Origin of the sequence: Pseudomonas arabinosi (assembly GCF_047758675.1) — a bacterium.
In the GTDB taxonomy this organism is placed as follows: Bacteria; Pseudomonadota; Gammaproteobacteria; order Pseudomonadales; family Pseudomonadaceae; genus Aquipseudomonas; species Aquipseudomonas arabinosi.
The window spans coordinates 2,101,890-2,124,625 of sequence record NZ_CP180480.1 but is presented as its reverse complement, the minus strand read 5'-3'; the positions used below and the strand labels follow the sequence as shown (position 1 = coordinate 2,124,625).

General features: G+C 59.5%; 24 protein-coding genes. All 24 read right to left on the bottom strand.

The window, feature by feature from the left end; translation table 11 throughout:
• The 24 genes from motD to fliJ all read right to left on the bottom strand — a co-directional run bounded on the left by motD (position 1) and on the right by fliJ (position 22,732).
• Complete coding sequence (gene motD / locus ACMXYJ_RS09900; RefSeq protein WP_415760702.1) at positions 1 to 894, bottom strand: flagellar motor protein MotD; 894 nt, start codon at positions 892 to 894, stop codon at positions 1 to 3.
• Positions 895 to 906: 12 nt separating this feature from the next.
• Positions 907 to 1,647: a flagellar motor protein gene (locus ACMXYJ_RS09895; protein ID WP_095127762.1), complete on the bottom strand. Its 741-nt coding sequence runs from the start codon at positions 1,645 to 1,647 to the stop codon at positions 907 to 909.
• The gene (locus tag ACMXYJ_RS09890) at positions 1,647 to 2,777 is read right to left on the bottom strand and encodes a protein-glutamate methylesterase/protein-glutamine glutaminase (RefSeq protein WP_415759652.1); all 1,131 of its coding nucleotides are present in this window, start codon (positions 2,775 to 2,777) and stop codon (positions 1,647 to 1,649) included. Before ACMXYJ_RS09890 ends, ACMXYJ_RS09895 begins: the two co-directional genes overlap by 1 nt.
• 49 nt (positions 2,778 to 2,826) lie before the next feature.
• Positions 2,827 to 5,064 carry a chemotaxis protein CheA gene (locus tag ACMXYJ_RS09885; RefSeq protein WP_415759651.1) on the bottom strand — a complete coding sequence of 746 codons (2,238 nt, stop codon included), beginning with the start codon at positions 5,062 to 5,064 and terminating at the stop codon, positions 2,827 to 2,829.
• Between the two features lie 37 nt (positions 5,065 to 5,101).
• The gene (locus ACMXYJ_RS09880; RefSeq protein WP_415759650.1) at positions 5,102 to 5,890 is read right to left on the bottom strand and encodes a protein phosphatase CheZ; all 789 of its coding nucleotides are present in this window, start codon (positions 5,888 to 5,890) and stop codon (positions 5,102 to 5,104) included.
• A gap of 30 nt (positions 5,891 to 5,920) precedes the next feature.
• On the bottom strand, positions 5,921 to 6,292 hold the full coding sequence (locus ACMXYJ_RS09875) for a chemotaxis response regulator CheY (RefSeq protein WP_024012118.1): 372 nt from the start codon (positions 6,290 to 6,292) through the stop codon (positions 5,921 to 5,923).
• A gap of 167 nt (positions 6,293 to 6,459) precedes the next feature.
• Entirely contained in the window at positions 6,460 to 7,200 is a 741-nt protein-coding gene (gene fliA / locus ACMXYJ_RS09870; protein ID WP_007894214.1) for an RNA polymerase sigma factor FliA, read from the bottom strand.
• Entirely contained in the window at positions 7,197 to 8,027 is an 831-nt protein-coding gene (gene fleN / locus ACMXYJ_RS09865) for a flagellar synthesis regulator FleN (RefSeq protein WP_008001746.1), read from the bottom strand. Before fleN ends, fliA begins: the two co-directional genes overlap by 4 nt.
• Before the next feature lie 116 nt (positions 8,028 to 8,143).
• Positions 8,144 to 9,472, bottom strand: a complete 1,329-nt coding sequence (gene flhF, locus ACMXYJ_RS09860; protein ID WP_415759649.1) for a flagellar biosynthesis protein FlhF — start codon at positions 9,470 to 9,472, stop codon at positions 8,144 to 8,146.
• A gap of 11 nt (positions 9,473 to 9,483) precedes the next feature.
• A complete protein-coding gene (gene flhA / locus ACMXYJ_RS09855) occupies positions 9,484 to 11,613 on the bottom strand; it encodes a flagellar biosynthesis protein FlhA (RefSeq protein WP_415759648.1) in 2,130 nt (709 codons plus the stop codon).
• A gap of 241 nt (positions 11,614 to 11,854) precedes the next feature.
• A complete protein-coding gene (locus ACMXYJ_RS09850; RefSeq protein WP_415759647.1) occupies positions 11,855 to 12,514 on the bottom strand; it encodes a hypothetical protein in 660 nt (219 codons plus the stop codon).
• A 174-nt stretch (positions 12,515 to 12,688) separates the two neighbouring features.
• Positions 12,689 to 13,828, bottom strand: coding sequence for a flagellar biosynthesis protein FlhB (flhB, locus tag ACMXYJ_RS09845; RefSeq protein ID WP_415759646.1), 1,140 nt, complete (start codon positions 13,826 to 13,828; stop codon positions 12,689 to 12,691).
• 3 nt (positions 13,829 to 13,831) lie between these two features.
• Entirely contained in the window at positions 13,832 to 14,614 is a 783-nt protein-coding gene (fliR, locus tag ACMXYJ_RS09840) for a flagellar biosynthetic protein FliR (RefSeq protein ID WP_415759645.1), read from the bottom strand.
• Positions 14,615 to 14,617: 3 nt separating this feature from the next.
• A complete protein-coding gene (gene fliQ, locus ACMXYJ_RS09835) occupies positions 14,618 to 14,887 on the bottom strand; it encodes a flagellar biosynthesis protein FliQ (protein WP_007948918.1) in 270 nt (89 codons plus the stop codon).
• On the bottom strand, positions 14,884 to 15,642 hold the full coding sequence (gene fliP, locus ACMXYJ_RS09830) for a flagellar type III secretion system pore protein FliP (RefSeq protein ID WP_415759644.1): 759 nt from the start codon (positions 15,640 to 15,642) through the stop codon (positions 14,884 to 14,886). Before fliP ends, fliQ begins: the two co-directional genes overlap by 4 nt.
• Positions 15,642 to 16,088: a flagellar biosynthetic protein FliO gene (gene fliO, locus ACMXYJ_RS09825; RefSeq protein WP_309676313.1), complete on the bottom strand. Its 447-nt coding sequence runs from the start codon at positions 16,086 to 16,088 to the stop codon at positions 15,642 to 15,644. The genes fliP and fliO overlap by 1 nt, the downstream gene beginning before the upstream one ends.
• The gene (gene fliN, locus ACMXYJ_RS09820; RefSeq protein ID WP_129442187.1) at positions 16,089 to 16,547 is read right to left on the bottom strand and encodes a flagellar motor switch protein FliN; all 459 of its coding nucleotides are present in this window, start codon (positions 16,545 to 16,547) and stop codon (positions 16,089 to 16,091) included.
• A gap of 72 nt (positions 16,548 to 16,619) precedes the next feature.
• Positions 16,620 to 17,588: a flagellar motor switch protein FliM gene (fliM, locus tag ACMXYJ_RS09815; RefSeq protein WP_008151077.1), complete on the bottom strand. Its 969-nt coding sequence runs from the start codon at positions 17,586 to 17,588 to the stop codon at positions 16,620 to 16,622.
• Positions 17,589 to 17,597: 9 nt separating this feature from the next.
• The gene (gene fliL, locus ACMXYJ_RS09810) at positions 17,598 to 18,098 is read right to left on the bottom strand and encodes a flagellar basal body-associated protein FliL (protein ID WP_033055987.1); all 501 of its coding nucleotides are present in this window, start codon (positions 18,096 to 18,098) and stop codon (positions 17,598 to 17,600) included.
• A gap of 226 nt (positions 18,099 to 18,324) precedes the next feature.
• A complete protein-coding gene (locus ACMXYJ_RS09805) occupies positions 18,325 to 19,686 on the bottom strand; it encodes a flagellar hook-length control protein FliK (RefSeq protein ID WP_415759642.1) in 1,362 nt (453 codons plus the stop codon).
• Positions 19,687 to 19,769: 83 nt separating this feature from the next.
• Positions 19,770 to 20,138 (bottom strand): Hpt domain-containing protein, encoded by a 369-nt coding sequence (locus ACMXYJ_RS09800; protein ID WP_415759641.1) that lies wholly within the window; start codon positions 20,136 to 20,138, stop codon positions 19,770 to 19,772.
• A 30-nt stretch (positions 20,139 to 20,168) separates the two neighbouring features.
• The gene (locus tag ACMXYJ_RS09795) at positions 20,169 to 21,875 is read right to left on the bottom strand and encodes an ATP-binding SpoIIE family protein phosphatase (RefSeq protein ID WP_415759640.1); all 1,707 of its coding nucleotides are present in this window, start codon (positions 21,873 to 21,875) and stop codon (positions 20,169 to 20,171) included.
• Positions 21,876 to 21,880: 5 nt separating this feature from the next.
• On the bottom strand, positions 21,881 to 22,186 hold the full coding sequence (locus ACMXYJ_RS09790; RefSeq protein WP_415759639.1) for an STAS domain-containing protein: 306 nt from the start codon (positions 22,184 to 22,186) through the stop codon (positions 21,881 to 21,883).
• Positions 22,187 to 22,282: 96 nt separating this feature from the next.
• Positions 22,283 to 22,732: a flagellar export protein FliJ gene (fliJ, locus tag ACMXYJ_RS09785; RefSeq protein WP_033055981.1), complete on the bottom strand. Its 450-nt coding sequence runs from the start codon at positions 22,730 to 22,732 to the stop codon at positions 22,283 to 22,285.
• Positions 22,733 to 22,736 lie beyond the last annotated feature (4 nt).

Below are 22,736 nucleotides of genomic sequence, written 5' to 3'. Positions count from 1 at the left end.
TCAACGTATTAATGCGGGTGACGGAGAATTGACGGCACTCTCTCGTCCCGGCGACTTGACCGGGGTCGGTGCAGTTTGTGTGCCAGCACGCTTCAACGCGGCATCCGGTTTCGCATTGGCGGTTCCGGTACCCGTGAGGCTGCGGCGTACATCGAGATTTCGCGACACCACCAGGACGACTCGACGGTTACGCGCCCGGCCCTCGGCAGTGGCGTTGTTGGCCACTGGCTGGAACTCACCGTAACCCACCGACGCCAGGCGACCGGGGTTCACGCCCTGCATCGCCAGCATGCGCACGATGCTCGCCGAACGGGCCGAGGACAGCTCCCAGTTGGTCGGGTATTGCGCGGTGCGGATCGGTTGATCGTCAGTGAAGCCTTCGACGTGAATCGGGTTGTCGAACGGCTTCAGAATCGCGGCAACCTTGTCGATGATGTTGAACGCGATGTCGCTGGGCATGGCGTCGCCGCTGCCGAACAACAGGCTGGAATTGAGTTCGATCTCGACCCACAGCTCGTTGCCGCGAATGGTCATCTGGTTGGAGCTGATCAAGTCGCCGAACGCGGCGCTGATGTCGTCGGCGATGCTTTTGAGCGGATCGCTGGCACCCCCGATCCCGGCGTCGACCTGCTCGGCGTCTTTAACCAGCGGCTTGGCCGGGGTCACGGTCTTCGGTCGCTCGTCGCCGATCGGGATCGGCTTGAGGGCGCGGTCGGAGTCGGTAAACACCCCGATCAACGCTTCGGAAATAACCTTGTACTTGCCTTCGTTGATCGAAGAGATCGAGTACATCACCACGAAGAAAGCGAACAGCAACGTAATGAAGTCGGCGTACGAAACCAGCCAACGTTCATGGTTTACATGTTCTTCAGGTTGCCGACGACGAGCCATAATCCATTACCCCCATCAATCCATGAAGCCCTGAAGCTTCAACTCAATAGAGCGAGGGTTTTCACCTTCGGCGATCGACAGAATGCCTTCCAACAACATTTCGCGATAACGCGACTGCCGCATAGCGACAGACTTGAGTTTGGCGGCAATCGGCAGCAGCACCAGGTTGGCACTGGCCACGCCGTAGATGGTCGCAACGAAGGCCACGGCAATGCCGCTACCCAATTGCGATGGATCGGCCAGGTTGCCCATCACGTGGATCAGGCCCATTACCGCACCGATGATGCCGATGGTCGGCGCGTAGCCGCCCATGCTTTCGAAGACTTTGGCAGCTTCGATGTCGCGGCTTTCCTGGGTGTAGAAATCCACTTCCAGGATGCTGCGAATCGCTTCCGGCTCGGCGCCGTCCACCAGCAGTTGCAGGCCTTTGCGCGAGTAGTTGTCAGGTTCGGCGTCGGCCACCCCTTCCAGACCGAGCAAGCCTTCCTTGCGGGCGGTCAGGCTCCAGTTGACGACGCGATCGACGCCACCGGCGAGGTCGATGCGCGGAGGAAACAGGATCCAGGCCAGAATCTGCATGGCGCGTTTGAAGGCGCTCATCGGGGACTGCAGCAGCGCTGCACCGACGGTTCCGCCGATAACGATCAACGCCGCCGGACCGTTGGCCAGGGCGCCGAGGTGGCCGCCTTCAAGGTAGTTGCCGCCAATGATGGCGACAAACGCCATGATGATCCCGATGAGGCTTAAAACATCCATCAGATACAAGCCTCGACCAGATGCTTGCCAATATCGTCCAGGCCGTACACCGCATCGGCGAGTTCGGCTTTGACGATGGCCATCGGCATGCCGTAGATCACGCAGCTGGCTTCATCCTGAGCCCAGATCGAGCTGCCGCCCTGCTTGAGCAGACGCGCGCCTTCGCGACCATCGGCGCCCATGCCGGTCAACACGACCGCCAGAACTTTGTCACCGTAAGACTTGGCCGCGGAACCGAAGGTGATGTCCACGCACGGCTTGTAGTTCAGACGTTCGTCGCCCGGGAGGATTTTCACCGCGCCACGGCCGTCGATCATCATTTGCTTGCCACCCGGCGCCAGCAACGCCAGGCCCGGACGCAGGATGTCGCCATCCTCGGCTTCCTTGACGCTGATGCGGCAGAGCTTGTCCAGACGTTCGGCGAAGGCCTTGGTAAAGGCAGCCGGCATGTGCTGGATCAATACGATCGGTGCAGGGAAGTTGGCCGGCAATTGGGTCAGAACCCGCTGCAGGGCAACCGGGCCGCCAGTGGACGTACCGATGGCGACCAGTTTGTAGGCTTTGCGTTTCGGCGTTGGCGACGACGAGGCTGGCGCGTGCGTACGTGCCGGAATCGGAGCCGGTGCCGGACGTGCAGGCGCGCTGCTGCCGTAGGTGCTGACGCTCGAAGGTGCAGGCGTCGGGACGGGTGCGGCGACAGGTGCCGGAGCGCTGTAGGTGTTGGCACGACGGTTACTGCGCGAGATGCTGAGAATCTTCTCGCACAGCAGTTGCTTGACCTTCTCCGGGTTACGGGAGATGTCTTCGAAATTCTTCGGCAGGAAATCCACCGCGCCAGCGTCCAGCGCGTCGAGGGTTACCCGAGCGCCTTCGTGCGTCAGCGAGGAGAACATCAAAACCGGAGTCGGGCAGCGCTGCATGATGTGCCGCACCGCCGTGATGCCATCCATCATCGGCATCTCGTAGTCCATGGTGATCACGTCTGGCTTGAGGGCCAGCGCCTGATCAATCGCCTCTTTTCCGTTGGTCGCCGTACCGACGACCTGGATATTCGGATCCGCTGAAAGAATTTCCGAGACGCGGCGGCGGAAAAACCCCGAATCGTCCACCACCAGGACTTTAACTGCCATAAACACTCCGTTAGACGGAGCGAGGCTCAGTCGCCCCGCTCCACCAGAATCAAATACGCCGTGCGGCGTAACGCTTGAGCATGCTCGGAACATCGAGAATCAGCGCAATGCGGCCGTCACCGGTGATGGTGGCGCCGGACATGCCCGGAGTTCCCTGGAGCATTTTGCCCAATGGCTTGATGACCACTTCTTCCTGGCCCACCAGTTGATCGACGACGAAGCCGATCCGCTGAGTGCCCACCGAAAGGATCACCACATGGCCTTCGCGCTGCTCTTCATGAGCGGCAGAGGCGACCAGCCAGCGTTTGAGATAGAACAACGGCAGCGCCTTGTCCCGCACGATCACCACTTCCTGGCCGTCCACGACGTTGGTGGTCGACAGGTCGAGGTGGAAGATCTCGTTGACGTTCACCAGCGGGAACGCAAACGCCTGGTTGCCCAGCATGACCATCAGCGTGGGCATGATCGCCAGGGTCAACGGGACCTTGATGACGATCTTCGAGCCCTTGCCCTTGGTCGAATAGATATTGATGGTGCCGTTGAGCTGGGCGATTTTGGTTTTCACCACGTCCATGCCCACGCCGCGTCCGGAGACATCGGAAATTTCGGTCTTGGTCGAGAAACCCGGCGCGAAGATCAGGTTGAAACAATCGGATTCGCTGAGGCGATCCGCTGCATCCTTGTCCATCAAGCCTTTCTTCACGGCAATGCCGCGCAGAACATCGGCGTCCATGCCCTTGCCGTCATCGGAGATGGACAGCAGGATGTGGTCGCCTTCCTGTTCAGCGGACAGGATTACCTTGCCGCTGCGAGGCTTGCCCATCGCTTCACGCTCGGCCGGCTCTTCAATACCGTGGTCGACCGAGTTGCGCACCAAGTGGACCAGCGGGTCGGCCAGGGCCTCGACGAGGTTCTTGTCGAGGTCGGTTTCTTCGCCGACCAGTTCCAGGTTGATCTCTTTCTTGAGCTGGCGAGCCAGGTCGCGAACCAGACGCGGGAAGCGCCCGAAGACCTTCTTGATCGGTTGCATCCGGGTCTTCATGACCGCGGTTTGCAGGTCGGCCGTGACCACGTCGAGGTTCGACACGGCCTTGGACATGGCTTCGTCGCCGCTGTTGAGGCCCAGACGGACCAAGCGGTTACGCACCAGTACCAACTCGCCGACCATGTTCATGATTTCGTCGAGACGCGCGGTGTCGACCCGCACGGTGGTCTCGGCTTCGCTGGCCGGTTTTTCCGGTGGCGGCGCGGCCGGGGCACGCGCCGGAGCCGGTGCAGCAGCAACAGACTTTGGCGCTTCGGCTTTAGGCTCGGGCGCTTTGGCGACGGGTTTCGCAGCCGGTGCTGGCGCCTTGGCGACAGGAGCAGAAACCACTGCGCCAGTGCCGACCTCGGTGAACTTGCCTTTGCCGTGCAATTCGTCGAGCAGCGATTCGAACTCGTGATCGGAGATCAGATCGCCGCCAGCCGCTTTAGCAGTGGGCGCAGCCGGGGCCGGGACCGCGGCAATGGCCGATTCCAGCGCATCAACGGCAAAGTTGCCCTTGCCGTGCAGCTGATCGAGCAGTGCCTCGAACTCGTCGTCGGTGATATCGGAGCTGTCGCCTGCCGCTTTCGGGGCAGCCGGTGCGGCTGGCGCCGGGGCTACCGCATCGACGGCGAACTGGCCTTTACCGTGCAGTTGATCGAGCAACGACTCGAACTCGGCATCGGTGATTTCGTCGCTGCCCGCCGCATTGCTGCTCGGCGCTGGCACAGCTGCCGGGGCTTCTGCCTGAGCCTTGACGGCGTTCAGCGAGTCCAGCAGTTGTTCGAATTCATTATCGGTGATGTCACCCGATTCGCTTTCAGCAGCCGGTGTTTCGACCACGTCGGCAACCGGTGCAGCTTCTGCCGCCTGCGGCTCGGCCAAACGGGCCAGAGCGGCCAGCAATTCAGGCGTGGCAGCCGTGATCGGGCTGCGCTCGCGGACTTCGGTAAACATACCGTTCACCGCATCCAGCGCTTCGAGAACCACGTCCATCAGTTCCGAGTCGACGCGACGTTCACCCTTGCGCAGGATGTCGAACACGTTCTCGGCGATGTGACAGCACTCCACCAGCTCGTTGAGCTGGAGGAAGCCGGCGCCTCCTTTTACAGTGTGAAAACCGCGAAAAATTGCATTGAGCAAGTCCGCATCATCGGGTCGGCTTTCAAGCTCGACCAGCTGTTCGGACAGTTGCTCTAGAATCTCGCCGGCCTCAACCAGGAAATCCTGAAGGATCTCTTCATCGGCGCCGAAGCTCATTAAGGGGGTGCTCCTAAAGGTCTAAAAACCTAAAAACCTAAAATCCAAGACTGGATAGCAAATCGTCCACATCGTCCTGACCGGACACAACGTCTTCTCTTTTATCGGCATGAATCTGCGGACCTTCACCCTGAGAGAGATGTTTTTGCGGATCTTTTTCTGCCAGCATCGCTTCACGGTCATGTTCGATGCCCGCAAAGCGGTCCACCTGACTGGCCATAAGCACGAGCTTGAGCAGGTTGCTTTCAACTTCGGTGACCAATTGGGTCACACGCTTGATCACCTGACCGGTGAGGTCCTGGTAATCCTGAGCGAGCAGGATGTCGTTGAGGTTGCCCGACACAACGCGATTGTCTTCGCTGCTGCGTGTCAGGAAACCGTCGACTCGCCGGGCCAGCTCGCGGAACTCTTCAGCCCCGACTTCGCGACGCATGAACCGTCCCCAGTCGGTACTCAAGGCCTGGGCTTCGTTGCTCAGGCCATTGACCAGCGGCGTGGCGTTTTCCACCAGGTCCATGGTGCGGTTGGCTGCAGCTTCGGTCAGCTTGACCACATAACCCAGACGCTCGGTGGCGTCCGTGATCTGCGAGACTTCCTCGGCTTGCGGCATGTGCGGGTCAATCTGGAAATTGACGATCGCGCTATGCAGCTCGCGAGTGAGCTTGCCCACTTCCTGATACAGGCCACGGTCACGGGTCTGATTGAGCTCATGGATCAGTTGCACAGCGTCGCCGAACCTGCCTTTTTCAAGGCTTTCGACCAGTTCGACCGCGTGTTTTTTCAGAGTCGATTCGAAATCGCCCTGTGAAGACTCGTTATGCTCCATAGCTCCCCCGTGGCGGACTTGCTTTGCACATCAACCGATGCGTTCGAAGATCTTTTCAATCTTGTCTTTCAACGCCTGAGCCGTGAATGGCTTGACCACATAACCGTTCACACCCGCCTGAGCGGCTTCGATGATTTGCTCGCGCTTGGCTTCGGCCGTGACCATCAACACCGGCAGGTGTTTGAGTTTTTCATCGGCACGCACGTGGCGCAGCAGATCGATACCGGTCATGCCGGGCATGTTCCAGTCCGTTACCAGAAAGTCGATGCTGCCGCTGTTGAGAACCGGAATGGCAGTAGTGCCATCGTCGGCCTCGACCGTGTTGGTGAACCCAAGGTCACGCAACAGGTTTTTAATGATCCGCCGCATCGTTGAGAAGTCATCAACGATGAGGATTTTCATGTTCTTGTCCAATTCGACCTCCAAGCAGTCTTAAACGCGCCCAGCACCTGGACACGCCATTTCAATCAATCCGGCAAAGCACTCAATGACTGTCTGGAGCACAACAGATCGGGACCGGTACGGTTCAACACCCCACCAGCCGCGTTCGCAGTGTCCCCACACTGCCTTCAGCGCGCTCGCCACTCCCCCAAACGCCCCCGCAAACGGGCCGCGCACTGGCTGTGTAACTGGCTGACCCGAGATTCGCTGACCCCCAGGACCTCACCGATTTCCTTGAGATTCAACTCTTCGTCGTAGTACAGCGCCAACACCAGTCGCTCACGCTCCGGCAAATTGGCAATCGCGTCCGCCAGCGCCGCCTGGAAGCGTTCATCTTCCAGATCGCGTGACGGCTCGAGATGAGCACTGGCGCCATCCTCGTGCAGCCCTTCGTGTTCGCCGTCCTGCAACAGATCGTCGAAACTGAATAGCCGGCTGCCCAGGGTGTCGTTCAAAATCCCGTAATAATCGTCGAGACTCAATTGGAGTTCGGCCGCAACCTCGTGATCTTTAGCGTCACGACCGGTTTTAGCTTCAATCGAGCGAATGGCGTCGCTGACCATCCGGGTATTGCGGTGGACCGAACGTGGCGCCCAGTCCCCCTTGCGTACTTCGTCGAGCATCGCGCCACGGATTCGAATACCCGCGTACGTCTCGAAACTCGCGCCTTTGCTGGCGTCGTATTTGGTCGACACTTCAAGCAGGCCGATCATCCCGGCCTGGATCAGATCTTCAACCTGGACACTGGCTGGCAAACGCGCCAGCAAGTGATAGGCAATGCGTTTAACCAGTGGCGCGTAACGCTCGATCAGCTCGTACTGCGCATCACGTGCCGACTTCTTGTAGAGGTTATAGCCACTGGCTGTCATAGCACGGGTCCTGCGGTTTGTTGCACGAGGCGCTCGACGAAAAACTCCAGGTGCCCGCGCGGGTTCGCAGGCAGTGGCCAGGTATCGACCTTCTGTGCAATGGCCTTGAACGCCAGTGAGCACTTGGAACGCGGGAAGGCTTCGTAGACGGCGCGTTGCTTCTGCACAGCCTTGCGCACACTTTCGTCGTAAGGCACCGCGCCAACGTATTGTAAGGCGACATCAAGAAAGCGATCCGTGACCTTGGTCAACTTGGCGAACAGGTTGCGACCTTCCTGCGGGCTCTGGGCCATGTTGGCCAGGACGCGGAAGCGGTTCATGCCGTAATCGCGGTTCAGCAGTTTGATCAGTGCGTAGGCATCGGTGATCGAGGTCGGCTCGTCGCAGACCACCAGCAAGACTTCTTGCGCTGCGCGGACGAAACTGACGACCGAGTCACCAATGCCCGCAGCGGTGTCGATCACCAGCACGTCGAGGTTGTCGCCGATATCGCTGAACGCCTGGATCAGGCCGGCGTGTTGGGCCGGGCTCAAATGAACCATGCTCTGTGTGCCGGACGCGGCCGGGACGATGCGGATGCCGCCAGGGCCTTGCAACAGTACGTCGCGCAGCTCGCAGCGGCCTTCGATCACGTCGGCCAAAGTACGTTTGGGTGTCAGTCCCAGCAGGACGTCGACGTTCGCCAGCCCCAGATCGGCGTCCAACAGCATGACGCGTCGACCGAGCTCTGCTAAAGCCAGGGACAAGTTCACTGACACGTTAGTCTTCCCGACGCCACCTTTGCCGCCGGTCACCGCGATCACCTGTACGGGATGCATGCTGCCCATGAATTTTCTTTACCTTGTCTTACTTAGACGGAGGCCACATTACTGGCTGCGCGTTCACTAACTGAACAATGCATGGCAGACCATCGATGTAGGTACAAAAACTGTTCATTAATACCTCAGCCGACCTGCTTGGTCGGGCTGTGGTAAATATCAGCGAACATGTCAGCCATGGCTTCTTCGCTGGGTTCTTCTTGCATTTGCACGCTTACGGCGCGACTGACCAACTGATGACGACGCGGTAGATGCAAATCATCCGGAATCCGCGGGCCATCGGTCAGGTAGACCACCGGCAATTCATGACTGATGGCCAGGCTCAACACCTCGCCCAGACTTGCCGTTTCATCCAGTTTAGTCAGGATGCAGCCAGCGAGCCCACAACGCTTGTAACTGTGATAAGCGGCCGTTAGAACCTGTTTCTGGCTGGTGGTTGCCAAAACCAGATAATTTTTCGATTTGATGCCACGACCGGCCAGGCTTTCGAGCTGCATGCGCAGTGCCGGATCGCTGGCCTGAAGGCCCGCGGTATCGATCAGCACCACGCGTTTGCGCAGCAAAGGCTCAAGCGCCTGCACCAGCGATTGGCCCGGATCGACATGCGTCACTGACACATTGAGGATCCGGCCCAACGTCTTGAGTTGTTCCTGAGCACCAATTCGATAGCTGTCCATGCTGACCAGCGCGATATTCTGCGCGCCGTACTTGAGCACGTAACGGGCCGCGAGCTTGGCCAGGGTGGTGGTCTTGCCCATGCCGGCGGGGCCGACCATGGCAATCACGCCACCCTCTTCCAGAGGCTCGACTTCCGGTGTGGCGATCATCCGCGCCAGGTGTGCCAGCAACATGCGCCAGGCCTGACGAGGCTCTTCAATATCGGTAATCAGCGCCAGCAAATCGCGCGACAACGGGCCGGACAGACCGATGCGTTGCAGGCGACGCCAAAGATTGGCCTGGGCCGGACGGCTGCCTTGCAGCTGATTCCAGGCCAGGGAGCCGAGTTGCACTTCCATCAGTTCGCGCAGGCTGTTGAGTTCGAAACGCATCGAGTCGAACGCCCGTGGATCGACGCCACCGGAGGCCGGTGCCGCAGCCGGTGCAGGACGACGGGGTTCGGTGTAGGTCGGCTCGATCAGCGGCTCGGCGGCGGTCAGTGGCAGGCCGGCGAACAATTGGCGATTGGTGGACTTATCGCTCTCGCCATCGCTGCGCAGGCTCAGTTCGGCCTGGGCGGTGACGATCCGCGATTGGGTCTTGCGCAGCTCGTCTTCGAGTTCCATGTTCGGAACGCGCGGAGCCAGCGCCGACAACTTGTAATCCAGGGCAGCCGTCAGCTCGACGCCACCGGCGATCCGGCGGTTGCCAATGATGGCGGCATCAGCGCCCAGCTCATCACGAACCAGTTTCATGGCCTGACGCATATCGGCGGCGAAAAAACGCTTAACTTGCATAAACCACTACCTCAGCCGTTGGGCCCTACTGTCGCAACGATGGTCACTTGCTTGTTGTCAGGAATTTCCTGGTAAGCCAACACATGCAAACCCGGGACTGCCAATCGGCCGAATCGCGACAGCATCGCGCGAACCGGACCGGCTACCAGCAGAATCACCGGTTGACCTTGCATTTCCTGACGCTGCGCCGCATCGATCAACGAGCGTTGCAGTTTCTCAGCCATGCTTGGCTCCAGCAGAACACCCTCTTCCGAGCCTTGTCCTGCCTTCTGAAGACTATTGAGCAATATTTGTTCCAACCTTGGCTCCAGCGTGATCACTGGTAGCTCGGAGTCAGTGCCTACAATGCTTTGGACGATTGCGCGGGATACGCCGACGCGCACCGCGGCCACCAGCGCGGCAGTATCTTGACTCTTGCTGGCGTTGTTTGCGATGGCTTCGGCAATGCTGCGAATGTCCCGTACGGGCACCTGTTCGGCCAGCAATGCCTGCAATACTTTGAGCAACTGCGACAGCGACACCACACCCGGCACCAGCTCTTCGGCCAGTTTTGGTGAGCTTTTGGCCAGCAATTGCATGAGTTGCTGCACTTCTTCGTGGCCGATCAACTCGCTCGAGTGCTTGTACAGAATCTGGTTCAAGTGGGTTGCCACTACCGTACTGGCATCTACCACGGTGTATCCGAGGGATTGCGCTTGGGCACGCTGACTGACTTCGATCCAGACCGCCTCCAGACCGAAAGCCGGATCTTTGGCGGTAATGCCGTTGAGCGTACCGTAGACCTGCCCTGGGTTGATCGCCAGTTCGCGGTCCGGGTAAATTTCCGCTTCGGCCAGGATCACCCCCATCAGGGTCAGGCGGTAGGCACTCGGCGCCAGGTCGAGGTTGTCACGGATATGCACAGTCGGCATGAGGAAGCCCAGATCCTGGGACAGCTTCTTGCGCACGCCCTTGATCCGCGCCAGCAACTGCCCCCCCTGATTGCGGTCCACCAGCGGAATCAGCCGGTAGCCGACTTCCAGGCCGATCATGTCGATCGGAGTGACGTCATCCCAGCCAAGCTCCTTGGTTTCCTGAGCGCGAGCGGGTGATGGCAATAGCTCCTGTTGACGCTTGACCTCTTGCAGGGCCTGAACCTTGACCACGTTCTGCTTCTTCCAGAACAGGTACGCGCCGCCGGCCGCCAGGGCCGCCATGCTGAGAAAGGAAAAGTGCGGCATGCCGGGCACGAGGCCCATCACCGCCATCAAACCCGCCGCGACGGCCAACGCTTTGGGCGAGGCGAACATCTGGCGGTTGATCTGTTTGCCCATGTCTTCCGAACCGGAAGCACGGGTCACCATGATCGCTGCAGCTGTAGATAAAAGCAGTGATGGCAATTGCGCCACCAAACCGTCACCGATGGTCAACAAGGCGTACACCCGACCGGCATCGCCGAAGGTCATGCCGTGCTGGAAGATACCGACCGCCATGCCGCCGATCAGGTTGATGAACAGAATCAGCAGGCCGGCAATGGCGTCACCGCGAACGAACTTGCTGGCACCGTCCATGGAACCGTAGAACTCAGCTTCCTGTGCCACTTCCATCCGGCGCAGTTTGGCCTGGTTCTGATCGATAAGGCCGGCGTTCAAGTCGGCGTCGATGGCCATTTGTTTACCGGGCATCGCATCGAGGGTGAAACGTGCGCTCACCTCGGAAATCCGCCCGGCCCCCTTGGTCACCACGACGAAGTTGATGATCATCAAAATCGCGAAGACGACGATACCGACCACGTAGTTGCCGCCGATTACCACCTCGCCGAAGGCCTGGATCACCTTACCGGCGGAGGCGTGACCGTCCTGACCGTGGAGCATCACCACCCGCGTGGAGGCCACGTTCAGCGCCAGTCGCAGCAACGTCGCCACCAGCAGAATGGTCGGGAACACCGCAAAGTCCAGTGGCCGCAAGGCGTAGACGCAGACCAGCAGCACGACGATCGACAACGCAATGTTGAACGTGAAGAACACGTCGAGCAGGAACGGCGGGATCGGCAACATCATCATCGCCAGCATGACCAGCAGCAACAACGGCACACCCAGATTGCCCCGACTCAAGTCGGCAACGTTTGTGCGTGCAGTGTTGAATAACTGAGAGCGATCCACCGATTTTCCCCGTTCCTTTAAAGCAAACTTTTTGACGCCTGAAGCAGGCGCAGAGCCGCTACTGCAAGAAGCCTTCCAACTTTTGCCAAGGCAGGGAATAGAGGGATGTATTGAGCTTTTGTAGCAGCTGCCGAGCCTGCGAGGCTGCGTTCGAGCCGGGGTCACGCTCGACCGAAGTCCTCGCAGGATTTAACGACTGCTTCGCAGCCGGACGCAGCCTCGACAGCTTCTACAAAAGGGATTAACGCGCCGTCAGAATCTGCTCTTTGTGGATCGGACCGAGATGAAGCGCCTTGCCGACCATGTACCGCGTACCTCTATGCATTTGAAGACCTTCCACCTCTACAAAATCCTCCTCAGCGTAACCGAGCACCACGATGGTTAAAGGTGCCTTCTGACCAGAAAGGTCGCGCCCCAGCATGAGGTTAAGCGCCCATTGAAAGGGAATGACCGGCAGGTCTTCGACGTTGATCTCACGCTTGTCCTCCCAACGAAAGTCCTTGCGCGCAACAACTTGCAAACGGCCATCGACCACACTGAATTGCGGCTTGTGATAACACTCCTCCAGCCCTCCACTTGACCACTGATCCATGTAATAACGAGGGGATGTGAAGACATTGAACAACGTGCGGTCATCACCAATATTGCCAGCAGCGCCGAAGAAGTAATTGTATGCATAGTGGTAGCCGAACCCGTCCAGTTCGGGGCGAATCGCATTGATAGGGCTGTTCAGATAACCCGGAATATAGGCATTGGCCATCTGCACAAAATGCGTAAAGTCCAGCGTCATGCCGAACGTAGCCGAGTAACTGATCGTGCGCTCGAGCCGATTCTCCTCCAGGACTCCCGAAACAAATTCCAGCGCCATCCCTTGAAGCTTTCTGTATTCACGCTCTGCCATGACCGTAACCTCAAATGCCTAAAACGCCCATCCATAGTGATCAATCCACTCATTGAACGACCATAGCAAGGACATCGGACGGGAGAATTCCCAAGGCCATGACAACGCTTAAGAGGAAGTGTGTCTACTGTCAGAACTAACAGGTACACCGCATTTTCAGACGGACGGAGGTTCTCAGGAATCGCGACGCAAATCCGGCGGAATCGGCAGGTCGCCCTTGAGCGGATCCGGGCGCTTACCCTTGCCGGCGCGGTGCTGGCGGATCTGGTAGACGTAAGCGAGCACCTGGGCGACGGCAAGGTAGAGCCCGCCGGGAATTTCCTGGTCAAGCTCGGTGGAGTAGTAAATCGAACGCGCCAGTGCCGGCGACTCAAGCAGCAGCACTTCGTTGGCCACAGCAATTTCACGGATCTTCAAGGCCAGGAAGTCGCTGCCCTTGGCGATCAGCATCGGCGCGCCCCCCTTGTCCGGATCGTACTTGAGCGCTACGGCGTAGTGAGTCGGGTTGGTGATGACCACATCGGCGTCGGGGATCGCCGCCATCATCCGGCGCTGGGACATTTCGCGCTGCAGCTGACGGATCCGCTGCTTGACCTCCGGCCGCCCTTCCTGGTCCTTGTGCTCGTCGCGCACTTCCTGCTTGGTCATCTTCAGTTTCTTGATGCTTTCCCAGAGCTGTATCGGCACGTCCACGGCGGCGATGATGATCAGCCCGCAGGCCATCCACAGGGTGCTCCAGCCGACCACTTGCAGGCTGTGAATGATCGCCATGTCCAAGGGTTCATGGGCGATGCGTAGCAGGTCATCGATGTCCGAGGACAACACCGCCAGGGCCACGAACAACACGATGAAAAATTTTGCGAGGGCCTTAAGCAGTTCCGCTATGGCCTTGGACGAGAACATGCGCTTGAGGCCGGCACCGGGGTTCATACGGCTGAACTTGGGCGCCATGGTGCCGGCGGAGAACAGCCAGCCACCCAGCGAAATCGGCCCGATCAGAGCGGCGAGCAATAAAGTGATCATCACTGGCTGAATCGCCAGCAAGGCAATCTGTCCCGAGTGCAGCAGGTAGATGCCCATGGAGCGCTGATCCAACAGCACCTCCCGCGACAGCGAGAAGTTCAGGCGCATCAGTTCCATCAGGTCCTGCGCCAGCGCACCACCGAAAATCAGCAGGCCACCGGCGCCGGCGAGCATGATCGCCAGGGTATTCAGCTCTTTGGAGCGCGCAATCTCTCCCTTCTCACGGGCGTCCTTTTTCTTTTTGTCCGTGGGGTCTTCTGTTTTGTCCTGACCGCTTTCGCTCTCAGCCATGACTCAGCGCGCCTGTGCCAGTTCACGTAAAAACTGCAAGGCCTCGGAGGCCAGCGGTTGATACTGATTGATGATGTCCGCCAGCCCGACCCAGACAATGAACAGCCCGAGCACCAGGGTCAGCGGAAAGCCGATGGAGAAGATGTTCAACTGCGGCGCCGCCCGGGTCATGATGCCAAACGCAATGTTGACCACCAGCAACGCAGTGATCGCCGGCAGCACCAGCATCAGCGCCGCCCCGAGGACCCAACCCAGTTTGCCGGCCAGTTCCCAGAAATGATTGACCATCAATCCGCTGCCGACCGGCAGCGTGGTGAAGCTTTCGGTGAGGACTTCGAAGACCACCAGATGGCCGTTCATGGACAGGAACAACAGCGTCACCAGCATGGTGAAGAACTGCCCGATCACCGCCACCGAGACGCCGTTGGTAGGGTCGACCATCGAAGCGAAGCCCATGCCCATCTGAATGGAGACGATCTGCCCGGCGACCACGAAAGCCTGGAAGAACAGCTGCAAGGAGAAACCCAACACCGCGCCGATGAGGATCTGCTCGGCAATCAGCAGCAGTCCGCTCAAGTCCAGCGCATTGACCGGCGGCATCGGCGGCAGGCCGGGAGCGATGACCAACGTAATCGCCAGCGCGAAATAAAGGCGCACTCGCGTGGGCACCAGCGTCGTACCGAAAACCGGCATGACCATCAGCAAGGCACCGATACGAAACAGCGGCAGCATGAACGTCGCCACCCAGGTACTGATCTGGGTATCGGTCAGCTGGAGCAGCGACATGGTTTAGCCGATGACCTGAGGAATACTGCCGTACAGCTGCAGGATGTATTCCATGAAGGTCTGCACCAGCCACGGACCGGCAACAATCAGCGTTACCAGCATCACCAGCAGGCGCGGCAAGAAGCTCAGGGTCTGTTCGTTGATCTGCGTAGCGGCCTGGAACATCGCCACCAACAGACCCACGAGCAAACTCGGAATCACCAGCACGGCAACCATCATGGTGGTCAGCCACAGCGCTTCCCGGAAGATGTCTACCGCAACTTCTGGCGTCATGGCGATACACCGCCGAAGCTGCTCGCCAGCGTGCCGATGATCAACGCCCAGCCATCCACCAGCACGAACAGCATGATCTTGAACGGCAGGGAAATGATCAGCGGCGAGAGCATCATCATACCCATGGCCATCAGCACACTGGCCACGACCAGATCGATGATCAGGAACGGAATGAAGATCATGAAGCCAATCTGGAATGCGGTTTTCAGCTCGGACGTGACGAACGCCGGGACCAGAATCGTCAGCGGCGCCTGATCTGGCGACGCGATATCAGTGCGTTTGGACAAGCGCATGAACAACTCCAGATCGCTGCTGCGAGTCTGGGCGAGCATGAAATCCTTGATCGGCACTTGAGCCTTGGCCACGGCGTCTTGAGCGGTGAGTTTCTCCGCCAGATACGGCTGCAAGGCATCCTGGTTAACCCGGTCGAATACCGGCGCCATGATGAACATCGTCAGGAACAGCGCCATACCCGTGAGGATCTGGTTCGACGGCGTTTGTTGCAGGCCGAGGGCCTGACGCAGGATCGAGAAGACGATGATGATCCGGGTGAAACTGGTCATCAGCATGACGAACGCCGGGATAAAACTCAGCGCAGTCATGATCAGCAGGATTTGCAGGCTGACCGAATACTCCTGAGCGCCGTCGGCATTGGTGCCCAGGGTAATCGCCGGGATCGACAACGGATCGGCGGCGAACGCCAGCGGCGCGGCCAGCATCAGGGCCAACGTCAAGATGATGCGTAGCGCACCCATTACTTCTTATCCTTATGATCCTTGCCCATCAGCTCCATCAGGCGCTGGGCAAACTCCGGGGTCGCTTTTTCAGTCCCGCCGGGCACTTGCACCGGCTCCTTGAGCACGTGCAACGCGGTGATGGTGCCGGGGCTCAAGCCAAGCAGAATCTGCTCGTTGCCGACCTGCACCAGCATCAATCGGTCGCGAGGGCCAAGCGCGCGGGAACCGATCAGCTCGATCACCTGCCCCTTGCCCGCCGGCCCAGCCTGCTGGACCCGACGCAGCAACCAGGCGAGGAAGAAGATCAACCCCAGCACCAGCAGCAAACCGAACACCAACTGCGTCAATTGCCCAGCCACACCACTGCTGACCGCGGGTGCAGCGGCCGCAGTAGCGGTCGCTACCGGCTCGGCAGCCAGAACACTGAACGGCAACGCCAGCACAAACCCCAGAACCTTTTTCACTCAGCGCAACTTCTTGATGCGTTCGCTTGGGCTGATCACGTCGGTCAGGCGGATGCCGAACTTCTCGTTGACCACTACCACTTCACCGTGAGCGATGAGCGTGCCGTTGACCAGCACGTCCAGCGGTTCACCGGCCAGACGATCGAGCTCGATCACCGAACCCTGGTTAAGCTGCAGCAGGTTACGGATGTTGATATCAGTGCTGCCGACTTCCATGGAAATCGACACCGGGATATCGAGAATCACGTCCAGGTTCGGACCGTCGAGGGTGACCGGTTCGTTGTTTTTCGGCACGCTGCCGAACTCTTCCATCGGCAGACGGTTGGACGGCGAACTGGCCGCGTCGGCGGCCAGCAAGGCGTCGATGTCGTCCTGCCCGGCGTCGCCGGTTTCTTCCAGGGCAGCAGCCCATTCATCGGCCAGCGCCTGGTCGTCCTGGGTGTTCATATCGTTAGCCATCAATTTGTCCTCGGCGGGCATCCATTCAATCAGGAGCCGTCAGTTAAAAGCACAGGGGGTTTGGAGCGCCGGTCAGCGGCGCTCGATCGGCTCGATCACTTGCAACGCGAGGTTGCCTTTGTGCGACCCCATCTTGACCTTGAACGCAGGCACGCCATTGGCGCGCATGATCATCTCATCCGGCATCTCGACCGGGATAATGTCCCCCGGCTGCATGTGCAAAATGTCCCGCAGGCGCAGCTGGCGACGGGCAACCGTGGCACCGATCGGTACGTCAACGTCCAGCACGTCCTGGCGCAAGGCGTTGACCCAGCGTTCGTCCTGATCGTCGAGGTCCGACTGGAAGCCGGCGTCGAGCATTTCGCGCACTGGCTCAATCATCGAGTACGGCATGGTCACGTGCAGGTCGCCGCCACCACCATCGAGTTCGATGTGAAAGGTCGACACCACAATCGCTTCGCTCGGACCGACGATATTGGCCATGGCCGGGTTCACTTCCGAGTTGATGTACTCGAAGTTCACTTCCATGATCGCCTGCCAGGCTTCCTTCAAATCGACGAAGGCCTGTTCCAGCACCATGCGCACCACACGCAGTTCTGTGGGAGTGAATTCACGCCCCTCGATCTTCGCGTGACGGCCGTCGCCGCCGAAGAAGTTGTCCACCAGTTTGAACACCAGTTTGGCGTCGAGGATGAACAGTGCGGTGCCGCGCAACGGTTTGATCTTGACCAGGTTGAGGCTGGTCGGCACGTACAGCGAGTGCACGTATTCGCCGAACTTCATCACCTGCACGCCACCGACGGCAACGTCCGCCGAGCGGCGCAGCATGTTGAACATGCTGATGCGGGTGTAACGGGCGAAACGCTCGTTGATCATTTCCAGGGTCGGCATGCGTCCACGGACGATGCGATCCTGACTGGTCAGGTCGTAGCTTTTGACACTGCCGGGTTCGGCAGCGGTGTCGGTCTGTACCAGACCATCGTCGACGCCATGCAACAGCGCATCGATCTCATCCTGGGACAGCAGGTCCTGCACGGCCATGTCGTGTTCCTACTGCAGTACGAAATTAGTGAAAAGCAACTGTTCGATGACCACTTTGCCAAGTTCTTTCTGCGCCACTTCCTGGACGCTGGCCGTGGCTTTCTGACGCAACATTTCCTGGCCGACCGGCGACGCCAGGGTGGCGAAGTCCTGCCCGGAGAACAGCATGACCAGGTTATTGCGGATGACAGGCATGTGGACTTTGAGCGCTTCCAGATCGGCTTGATTGCGACCCTGCATGGTGATGCTCACCTGCATGTAGCGCTGACGACCGTTCTGGTTGTAGTTGGCCACGAAGGCCGGCGCCATGGGCTCGAAAATCGCTGGCTGCTTGCCGACCGGGGCGGTTTCAGCCGCGGCGGCAGGCTTGCTCTGGGCGCTGTGCATGAAGAACCAGGTCGCTCCCACGGACAAACCGATCGCCAGCAGCAGGGCCACCACGATCACAATGATCAGCTTGAGTTTGCCTTTGGTTGCGGGGTCTTTTACTGCTGCTTCGCTCTTCGCCATGCCAATAATCCGTCACTATTCGGGTTTTCACAGTCGCACGGCAAGGCAAGAGCAAGTGTTATGCCAGAAGTGTCTGAAGGGAGATGGGCGACGGCGGATGACGACCCACCACAAAACAAATGTGGGAGCGGGCTTGCTCGCGAATACGGTTGGACATTCAACATTTCTGTTGTCTGACACACCGCCTTCGCGAGCAAGCCCGCTCCCACAGGGATTTTGCGTTTGATCAGGCGTAGTAGTCGACGGCGCTGGAGCCAATCACGCTGGTCGTGCTGGCCGCTACTTCGGCAACTGTTGGCGCAAGCTCCTCATCCATGGAGTCGACGCGACCACCGCTGGCATTGGTGCGTCCACCCTGGCCTTGACCCTGCTGAGCCTGTTCCTGCCCTTGGCCCTGCCAGCCACGGGACTGGTCGGACACGCTGACATCGACCTGGCCCATGCCCTGTTGCGCAAACATGTCACGCAAGCGATGCATCTGCCCGTCCAGTGCTTCGCGAACACTTGGATGGGCGCTCATGAACGTCACTTGGGTCTGCTGATCCGGAACCATATTCACCCGAATGTCCAGCCGCCCCAGTTCAGCCGGTTGCAACTGGATGTCGGCTGCCTTGAGATTGGCACTGGACAGGTACATGACCCGGTTCACTACTTCTTCGGTCCAGCCGCTCTGATGCATGGCGATCGGTTGATTCACCGGCAATGCGTTGGCGGTTTTCGGCGTCGCCGCTTGGGTCAGTGCCGCCAGACGGTTGGCGAAATCGTCGACCCGGGTATCGCTACTCGCGGACTTCAGGTCCTTGAGACCGTCATCGACAAGACCACTGAAGGCCTTGTCGCCGCCTTGGCCGGTGCTGTCCTTGTCGGATTGCACATTGAGCATGCTCGCCATGCCGGCGGCAAAGGTCTGCGCTGAGGTGGACTCGCCGTCAGCCTGGGCCTCGGCCGAGGTCGGTGCCGCTTTTGGCTGAGCCTGACTCGCAGCCGAAATATGGCCGCCCTGCTCCATGGCCATGCGCACGGCGGGCAGTGCGTCGAGGGGATCGGCTTCGGGATCGAAATCGGTGTCAGTGCTTGCAACGAGCGGAGTCGTTGCCGCCGTCACAGCCACCTCGACCTGCGGTTGCGGGGTGACTACAACGGGCGGAGCTGCCGGTACCGGCGCTGGCACAGCAGGTTGTACTGCCTGCATCAACGCAGGATCCAGCGTCGGGTCAACGGGCGCGGCATCGGCGACCGGCGTCTGCGCAGTGTCCGACCCGTCATCGCTGGCGACCTTGTCGTCAGCCTGCGCCGGTTTATCGGCGGGCAAGGATTTGCCGCTATCGGCAACCGCAGGTTCCGGGGCGGCAGACTTGTCGTTGCTGACGTCCTTTTTATCGGGGCTGTCCGGCGCTTTATCGCGTATCGGCTTAGCCGATCCATCACCCACCGCAGAGGGTTTGTTCCGGGCTTGATTGGCGTAGACCTGAGCGAAGCTGGATGCCTTGTCCCCAGGCTCAGCGGCCAGCGCCGGTGTATTGGCGGAAGCGGCTTGAGTCTTGGCCTGCGCTGCGGCCTGAAGAAGCATATTGGGGGTAACGGGCATGGAACGGTCTCCGCTGCGCTGGGATCGTAGGTACAGTTGACGGAGATTATTGCAAAGGTCGCGCCAGGTTTGAGTGACAGGCGCTAAAAGCGCCGAACGGTCTCATTGGCAGAGAGAGAACGCTGGCGCTCAGCCTCATAGAGCGGCCGGATAAACGCGAATTCGTCCTCAATTTCGCCCACCAGTTTTTCAATGCCGGCGAGGCTTTTCTGCTTGGCGCGCTGCTCCAGCTCATGGCACAACTCAGCCAGGCGAATGGCGCCCATGTTGCTGCTGCTGCCCTTGAAGCTATGGGCAGCATTCATGAGTTGCGCGGCATCTTCAGCCTTTCGCAAGATGCGTAAACGCTCTTCGGAATCGGCGAGAAAGGTATCCAGCAACGTCGGATACTCATCCTCCATGACCTCTTGCAACGCGTTCAACACGTCGCGGTCCAGGTGTGTGTCAGCCACTTGCTCACTCCTTGATCAAGAATGCGTGGATTATGCCAGAGCCTCCCAGAAAAACTCCACGCGGGCACATCGACCATCATCAGACCAACTCGCATTATGGCCCAGCTGACGGATCAGACTGACGCCACGACCCGACAGACGGACACCATCGACGGGCCGCTCCATCACCCGCGCGACATCGAAACCCTTGCCACTGTCTTCAACCCGAACCGTCAAGCACCCGCCCTCGCCCTTGGGTGTCACCTGCAAATGCACCCGCACGAAGCCGTCCTGCAAAGCGTCCAGGCGCGCATTGCGCTGTTGATAATAGCGGGTGAAACCCGAGGCATCGCGCTTGAGACTCGAATCCAGGCCCAGCACCCCATGCTCCAGGGCATTGGAATACAGCTCGGCCAACACACTGTAGAGGGCCCCGCTCTGAGCCCGCAGACCGTGGACCTCAAGCAGCAATTGCAGAAGATACGGCAGCGGATTGAAGCGTTTGAGCGTGGCGGCGCGAAATTCGAAACTCACTGACCAGTCCAGCGGGCAGGACTGACCACTGTCGGAATACACCAGCGCCGACGGGCTAAGTTGTTTGGCCTCCAGCAGACTGACCTCGACCATGCTCACGTCATCACGGGCCTCGCCGCGAAAATCCCGCAACGCCTGCTCGATCTCTTCGAACAACTCATCAGGCTGACGATTGGCCGCAAACACCTGCTGCAATCGCTCCACACCAAACAACTGTTCGTTGGCATCGCAGGTATCGATCACCCCGTCGGACAACAGGAAGACCCGATCCCCGACCGCCATCGGAAACACCTCGGTGCGGTCATCAAAGGATTGCGGGCTCAGCACGCCGAGCGGCAAATGCCGAGCCCTCAGCGGCGTTCGCTCACCGCTGGCGATGCTGTGCAGGTAACCGTCCGGCATCCCGCCATTCCAGACCTCCACCGAGCGTCGCTGAAAACTCAGGCACAGCAGCGTTGCACAACAGAACATGTCCACCGGCAGGATGCGCTTGAGCTTGGCATTCATCTCGCGCAAGGTCTCGGACAGGCCGTAACCCTTGGCGGTCATGCCATAGAAAACTTCGGCCAGGGGCATGGCACCCACCGCGGCCGGCAAACCGTGACCGGTAAAATCGCCGAGCAGCACATGCATGTCGCCGGCCGGGGTAAACGCGGCCAGCAGCAGATCGCCGTTGAACAACGCATAAGGCGATTGCAGGTAGCGGATATTCGGTGCATTCAGGCAGCCGGAGTGGGCCACCTTGTCGAACACGGCTTTGGCCACGCGCTGCTCGTTGAGCAGGTACTCGTGGTGCCTGGCGATCTGGTCGCGCTGCTGCAACACCGTGGCCTGCAATCGTCGCAAGCGGTCCATCGCCTTGATCTTGGCGGTGAGGATCACCTGATTGTAGGGTTTTGCCAGAAAGTCGTCGCCACCGGCCTCCAGACAGCGGGCCAGTGCTTCGCTTTCGGTCAGCGAGGTGAGGAAGATGATCGGCACCAGGGTTTCCCCCGCCAACACCTTGATCTGCCGAGCCGCCTCGAAACCATCCATTACCGGCATCATCGCGTCCATGAGCACCAGTTGCGGTCGTTGCTGGCGAAACGCTTCAACGGCTTCGGCACCGTTGGCGGCCGTCAGCACCTCATGCCCCTGACGACGAACAATGGTCGACAGCAGCATGCGATCGGCCGCGCTGTCTTCGGCGATCAGGATCGTCAGCGGTTCGAACATGGACTGCATGGCGGTCACGCCACGTCGAAGATTTGTTCGAAGTTGGAGATGGCGAGAATCTTGCGCACATCTGCGTTAGCGTTGGTCAACGTGATCTCGGCATTCTCGCCGCCAGCGTGATCACGCAATAGCAACAGCATGCCGAGCGCTGAGCTGTCGAGGTAGGTGGCGTCTTTCAGGTTCACTTCGAAGGATTCGGGTTTTGGCTGAAGATTTTCGTAGGACTCACGAAATTCCTGATGCTTGGCGAAATCGAATCGTCCCTTGACCGATATCGTCAGCTTTTGCCCATCTGGGGAGACTTCTGTAACAACTGGCATTTAACGGCTTCCTTGTCATTGGTGAACGTACGTGTACAAGGTTTAGCACTTGGCGAGGGCAGGAGCAAGGCGGGAAAACGGTTGAACCCTGCCTGATCAATAGGGATCCTGACGCGGCAACCGCTGGGACAACTCATCCAGCAGCTTTTGCTCACGCCGGTCTTCCAGCCGCCGCGCCTCATCCATGTAGCGCAACACCAGTTTGCGCAAGCCTTCGACCCGCGCAAACGCCTGCTGCCAGGATTCCCGCGCCTTGTTCAGGTTGTTTTGATGCCATACCAGGCTTTGTCGCTGCTGGTCGATGGCGGTCCCCAGTTGCGCCAGGAAGCCTTGATAACCCAGCAGCCATTGGCCAGACACGCCACTGCTGCCGCGCACGATCCATTGCTCTTGATAGTCGAGACGAAAAGCTTCGAGGTCGGCGAGTTTGCTTTCGGCCAGACGGACTTGCCCCTGGAAGTGCCCTAGACGCAGGACCGCGGTTTTCTCGGCCTTTTCGGCCATTTCGACCACGGGGGCCAGGCGCGAGGCTCGGCTCTGGGCCATGGTC

Excerpts from the sequence above, each read along its gene's own strand:
- ACMXYJ_RS09880 (WP_415759650.1), bottom strand. The coding sequence starts at position 5,890 with ATGGAGCATAACGAGTCTTCACAGGGCGATTTCGAATCGACTCTGAAA.
- flhB (WP_415759646.1), bottom strand. The coding sequence starts at position 13,828 with ATGGCTGAGAGCGAAAGCGGTCAGGACAAAACAGAAGACCCCACGGAC.
- fliA (WP_007894214.1), bottom strand. The coding sequence starts at position 7,200 with ATGACAGCCAGTGGCTATAACCTCTACAAGAAGTCGGCACGTGATGCG.
- fliL (WP_033055987.1), bottom strand. The coding sequence starts at position 18,098 with ATGGCGAAGAGCGAAGCAGCAGTAAAAGACCCCGCAACCAAAGGCAAA.
- ACMXYJ_RS09850 (WP_415759647.1), bottom strand. The coding sequence starts at position 12,514 with ATGGCAGAGCGTGAATACAGAAAGCTTCAAGGGATGGCGCTGGAATTT.
- ACMXYJ_RS09805 (WP_415759642.1), bottom strand. The coding sequence starts at position 19,686 with ATGCCCGTTACCCCCAATATGCTTCTTCAGGCCGCAGCGCAGGCCAAG.
- fliQ (WP_007948918.1), bottom strand. The coding sequence starts at position 14,887 with ATGACGCCAGAAGTTGCGGTAGACATCTTCCGGGAAGCGCTGTGGCTG.
- fliM (WP_008151077.1), bottom strand. The coding sequence starts at position 17,588 with ATGGCCGTGCAGGACCTGCTGTCCCAGGATGAGATCGATGCGCTGTTG.
- ACMXYJ_RS09890 (WP_415759652.1), bottom strand. The coding sequence starts at position 2,777 with ATGGCAGTTAAAGTCCTGGTGGTGGACGATTCGGGGTTTTTCCGCCGC.
- flhF (WP_415759649.1), bottom strand. The coding sequence starts at position 9,472 with ATGCAAGTTAAGCGTTTTTTCGCCGCCGATATGCGTCAGGCCATGAAA.
- fliJ (WP_033055981.1), bottom strand. The coding sequence starts at position 22,732 with ATGGCCCAGAGCCGAGCCTCGCGCCTGGCCCCCGTGGTCGAAATGGCC.
- fliR (WP_415759645.1), bottom strand. The coding sequence starts at position 14,614 with ATGTCGCTGCTCCAGCTGACCGATACCCAGATCAGTACCTGGGTGGCG.
- fliP (WP_415759644.1), bottom strand. The coding sequence starts at position 15,642 with ATGGGTGCGCTACGCATCATCTTGACGTTGGCCCTGATGCTGGCCGCG.
- ACMXYJ_RS09790 (WP_415759639.1), bottom strand. The coding sequence starts at position 22,186 with ATGCCAGTTGTTACAGAAGTCTCCCCAGATGGGCAAAAGCTGACGATA.
- ACMXYJ_RS09885 (WP_415759651.1), bottom strand. The coding sequence starts at position 5,064 with ATGAGCTTCGGCGCCGATGAAGAGATCCTTCAGGATTTCCTGGTTGAG.
- ACMXYJ_RS09795 (WP_415759640.1), bottom strand. The coding sequence starts at position 21,875 with ATGCAGTCCATGTTCGAACCGCTGACGATCCTGATCGCCGAAGACAGC.
- ACMXYJ_RS09875 (WP_024012118.1), bottom strand. The coding sequence starts at position 6,292 with ATGAAAATCCTCATCGTTGATGACTTCTCAACGATGCGGCGGATCATT.
- ACMXYJ_RS09895 (WP_095127762.1), bottom strand. The coding sequence starts at position 1,647 with ATGGATGTTTTAAGCCTCATCGGGATCATCATGGCGTTTGTCGCCATC.
- fleN (WP_008001746.1), bottom strand. The coding sequence starts at position 8,027 with ATGGGCAGCATGCATCCCGTACAGGTGATCGCGGTGACCGGCGGCAAA.
- fliN (WP_129442187.1), bottom strand. The coding sequence starts at position 16,547 with ATGGCTAACGATATGAACACCCAGGACGACCAGGCGCTGGCCGATGAA.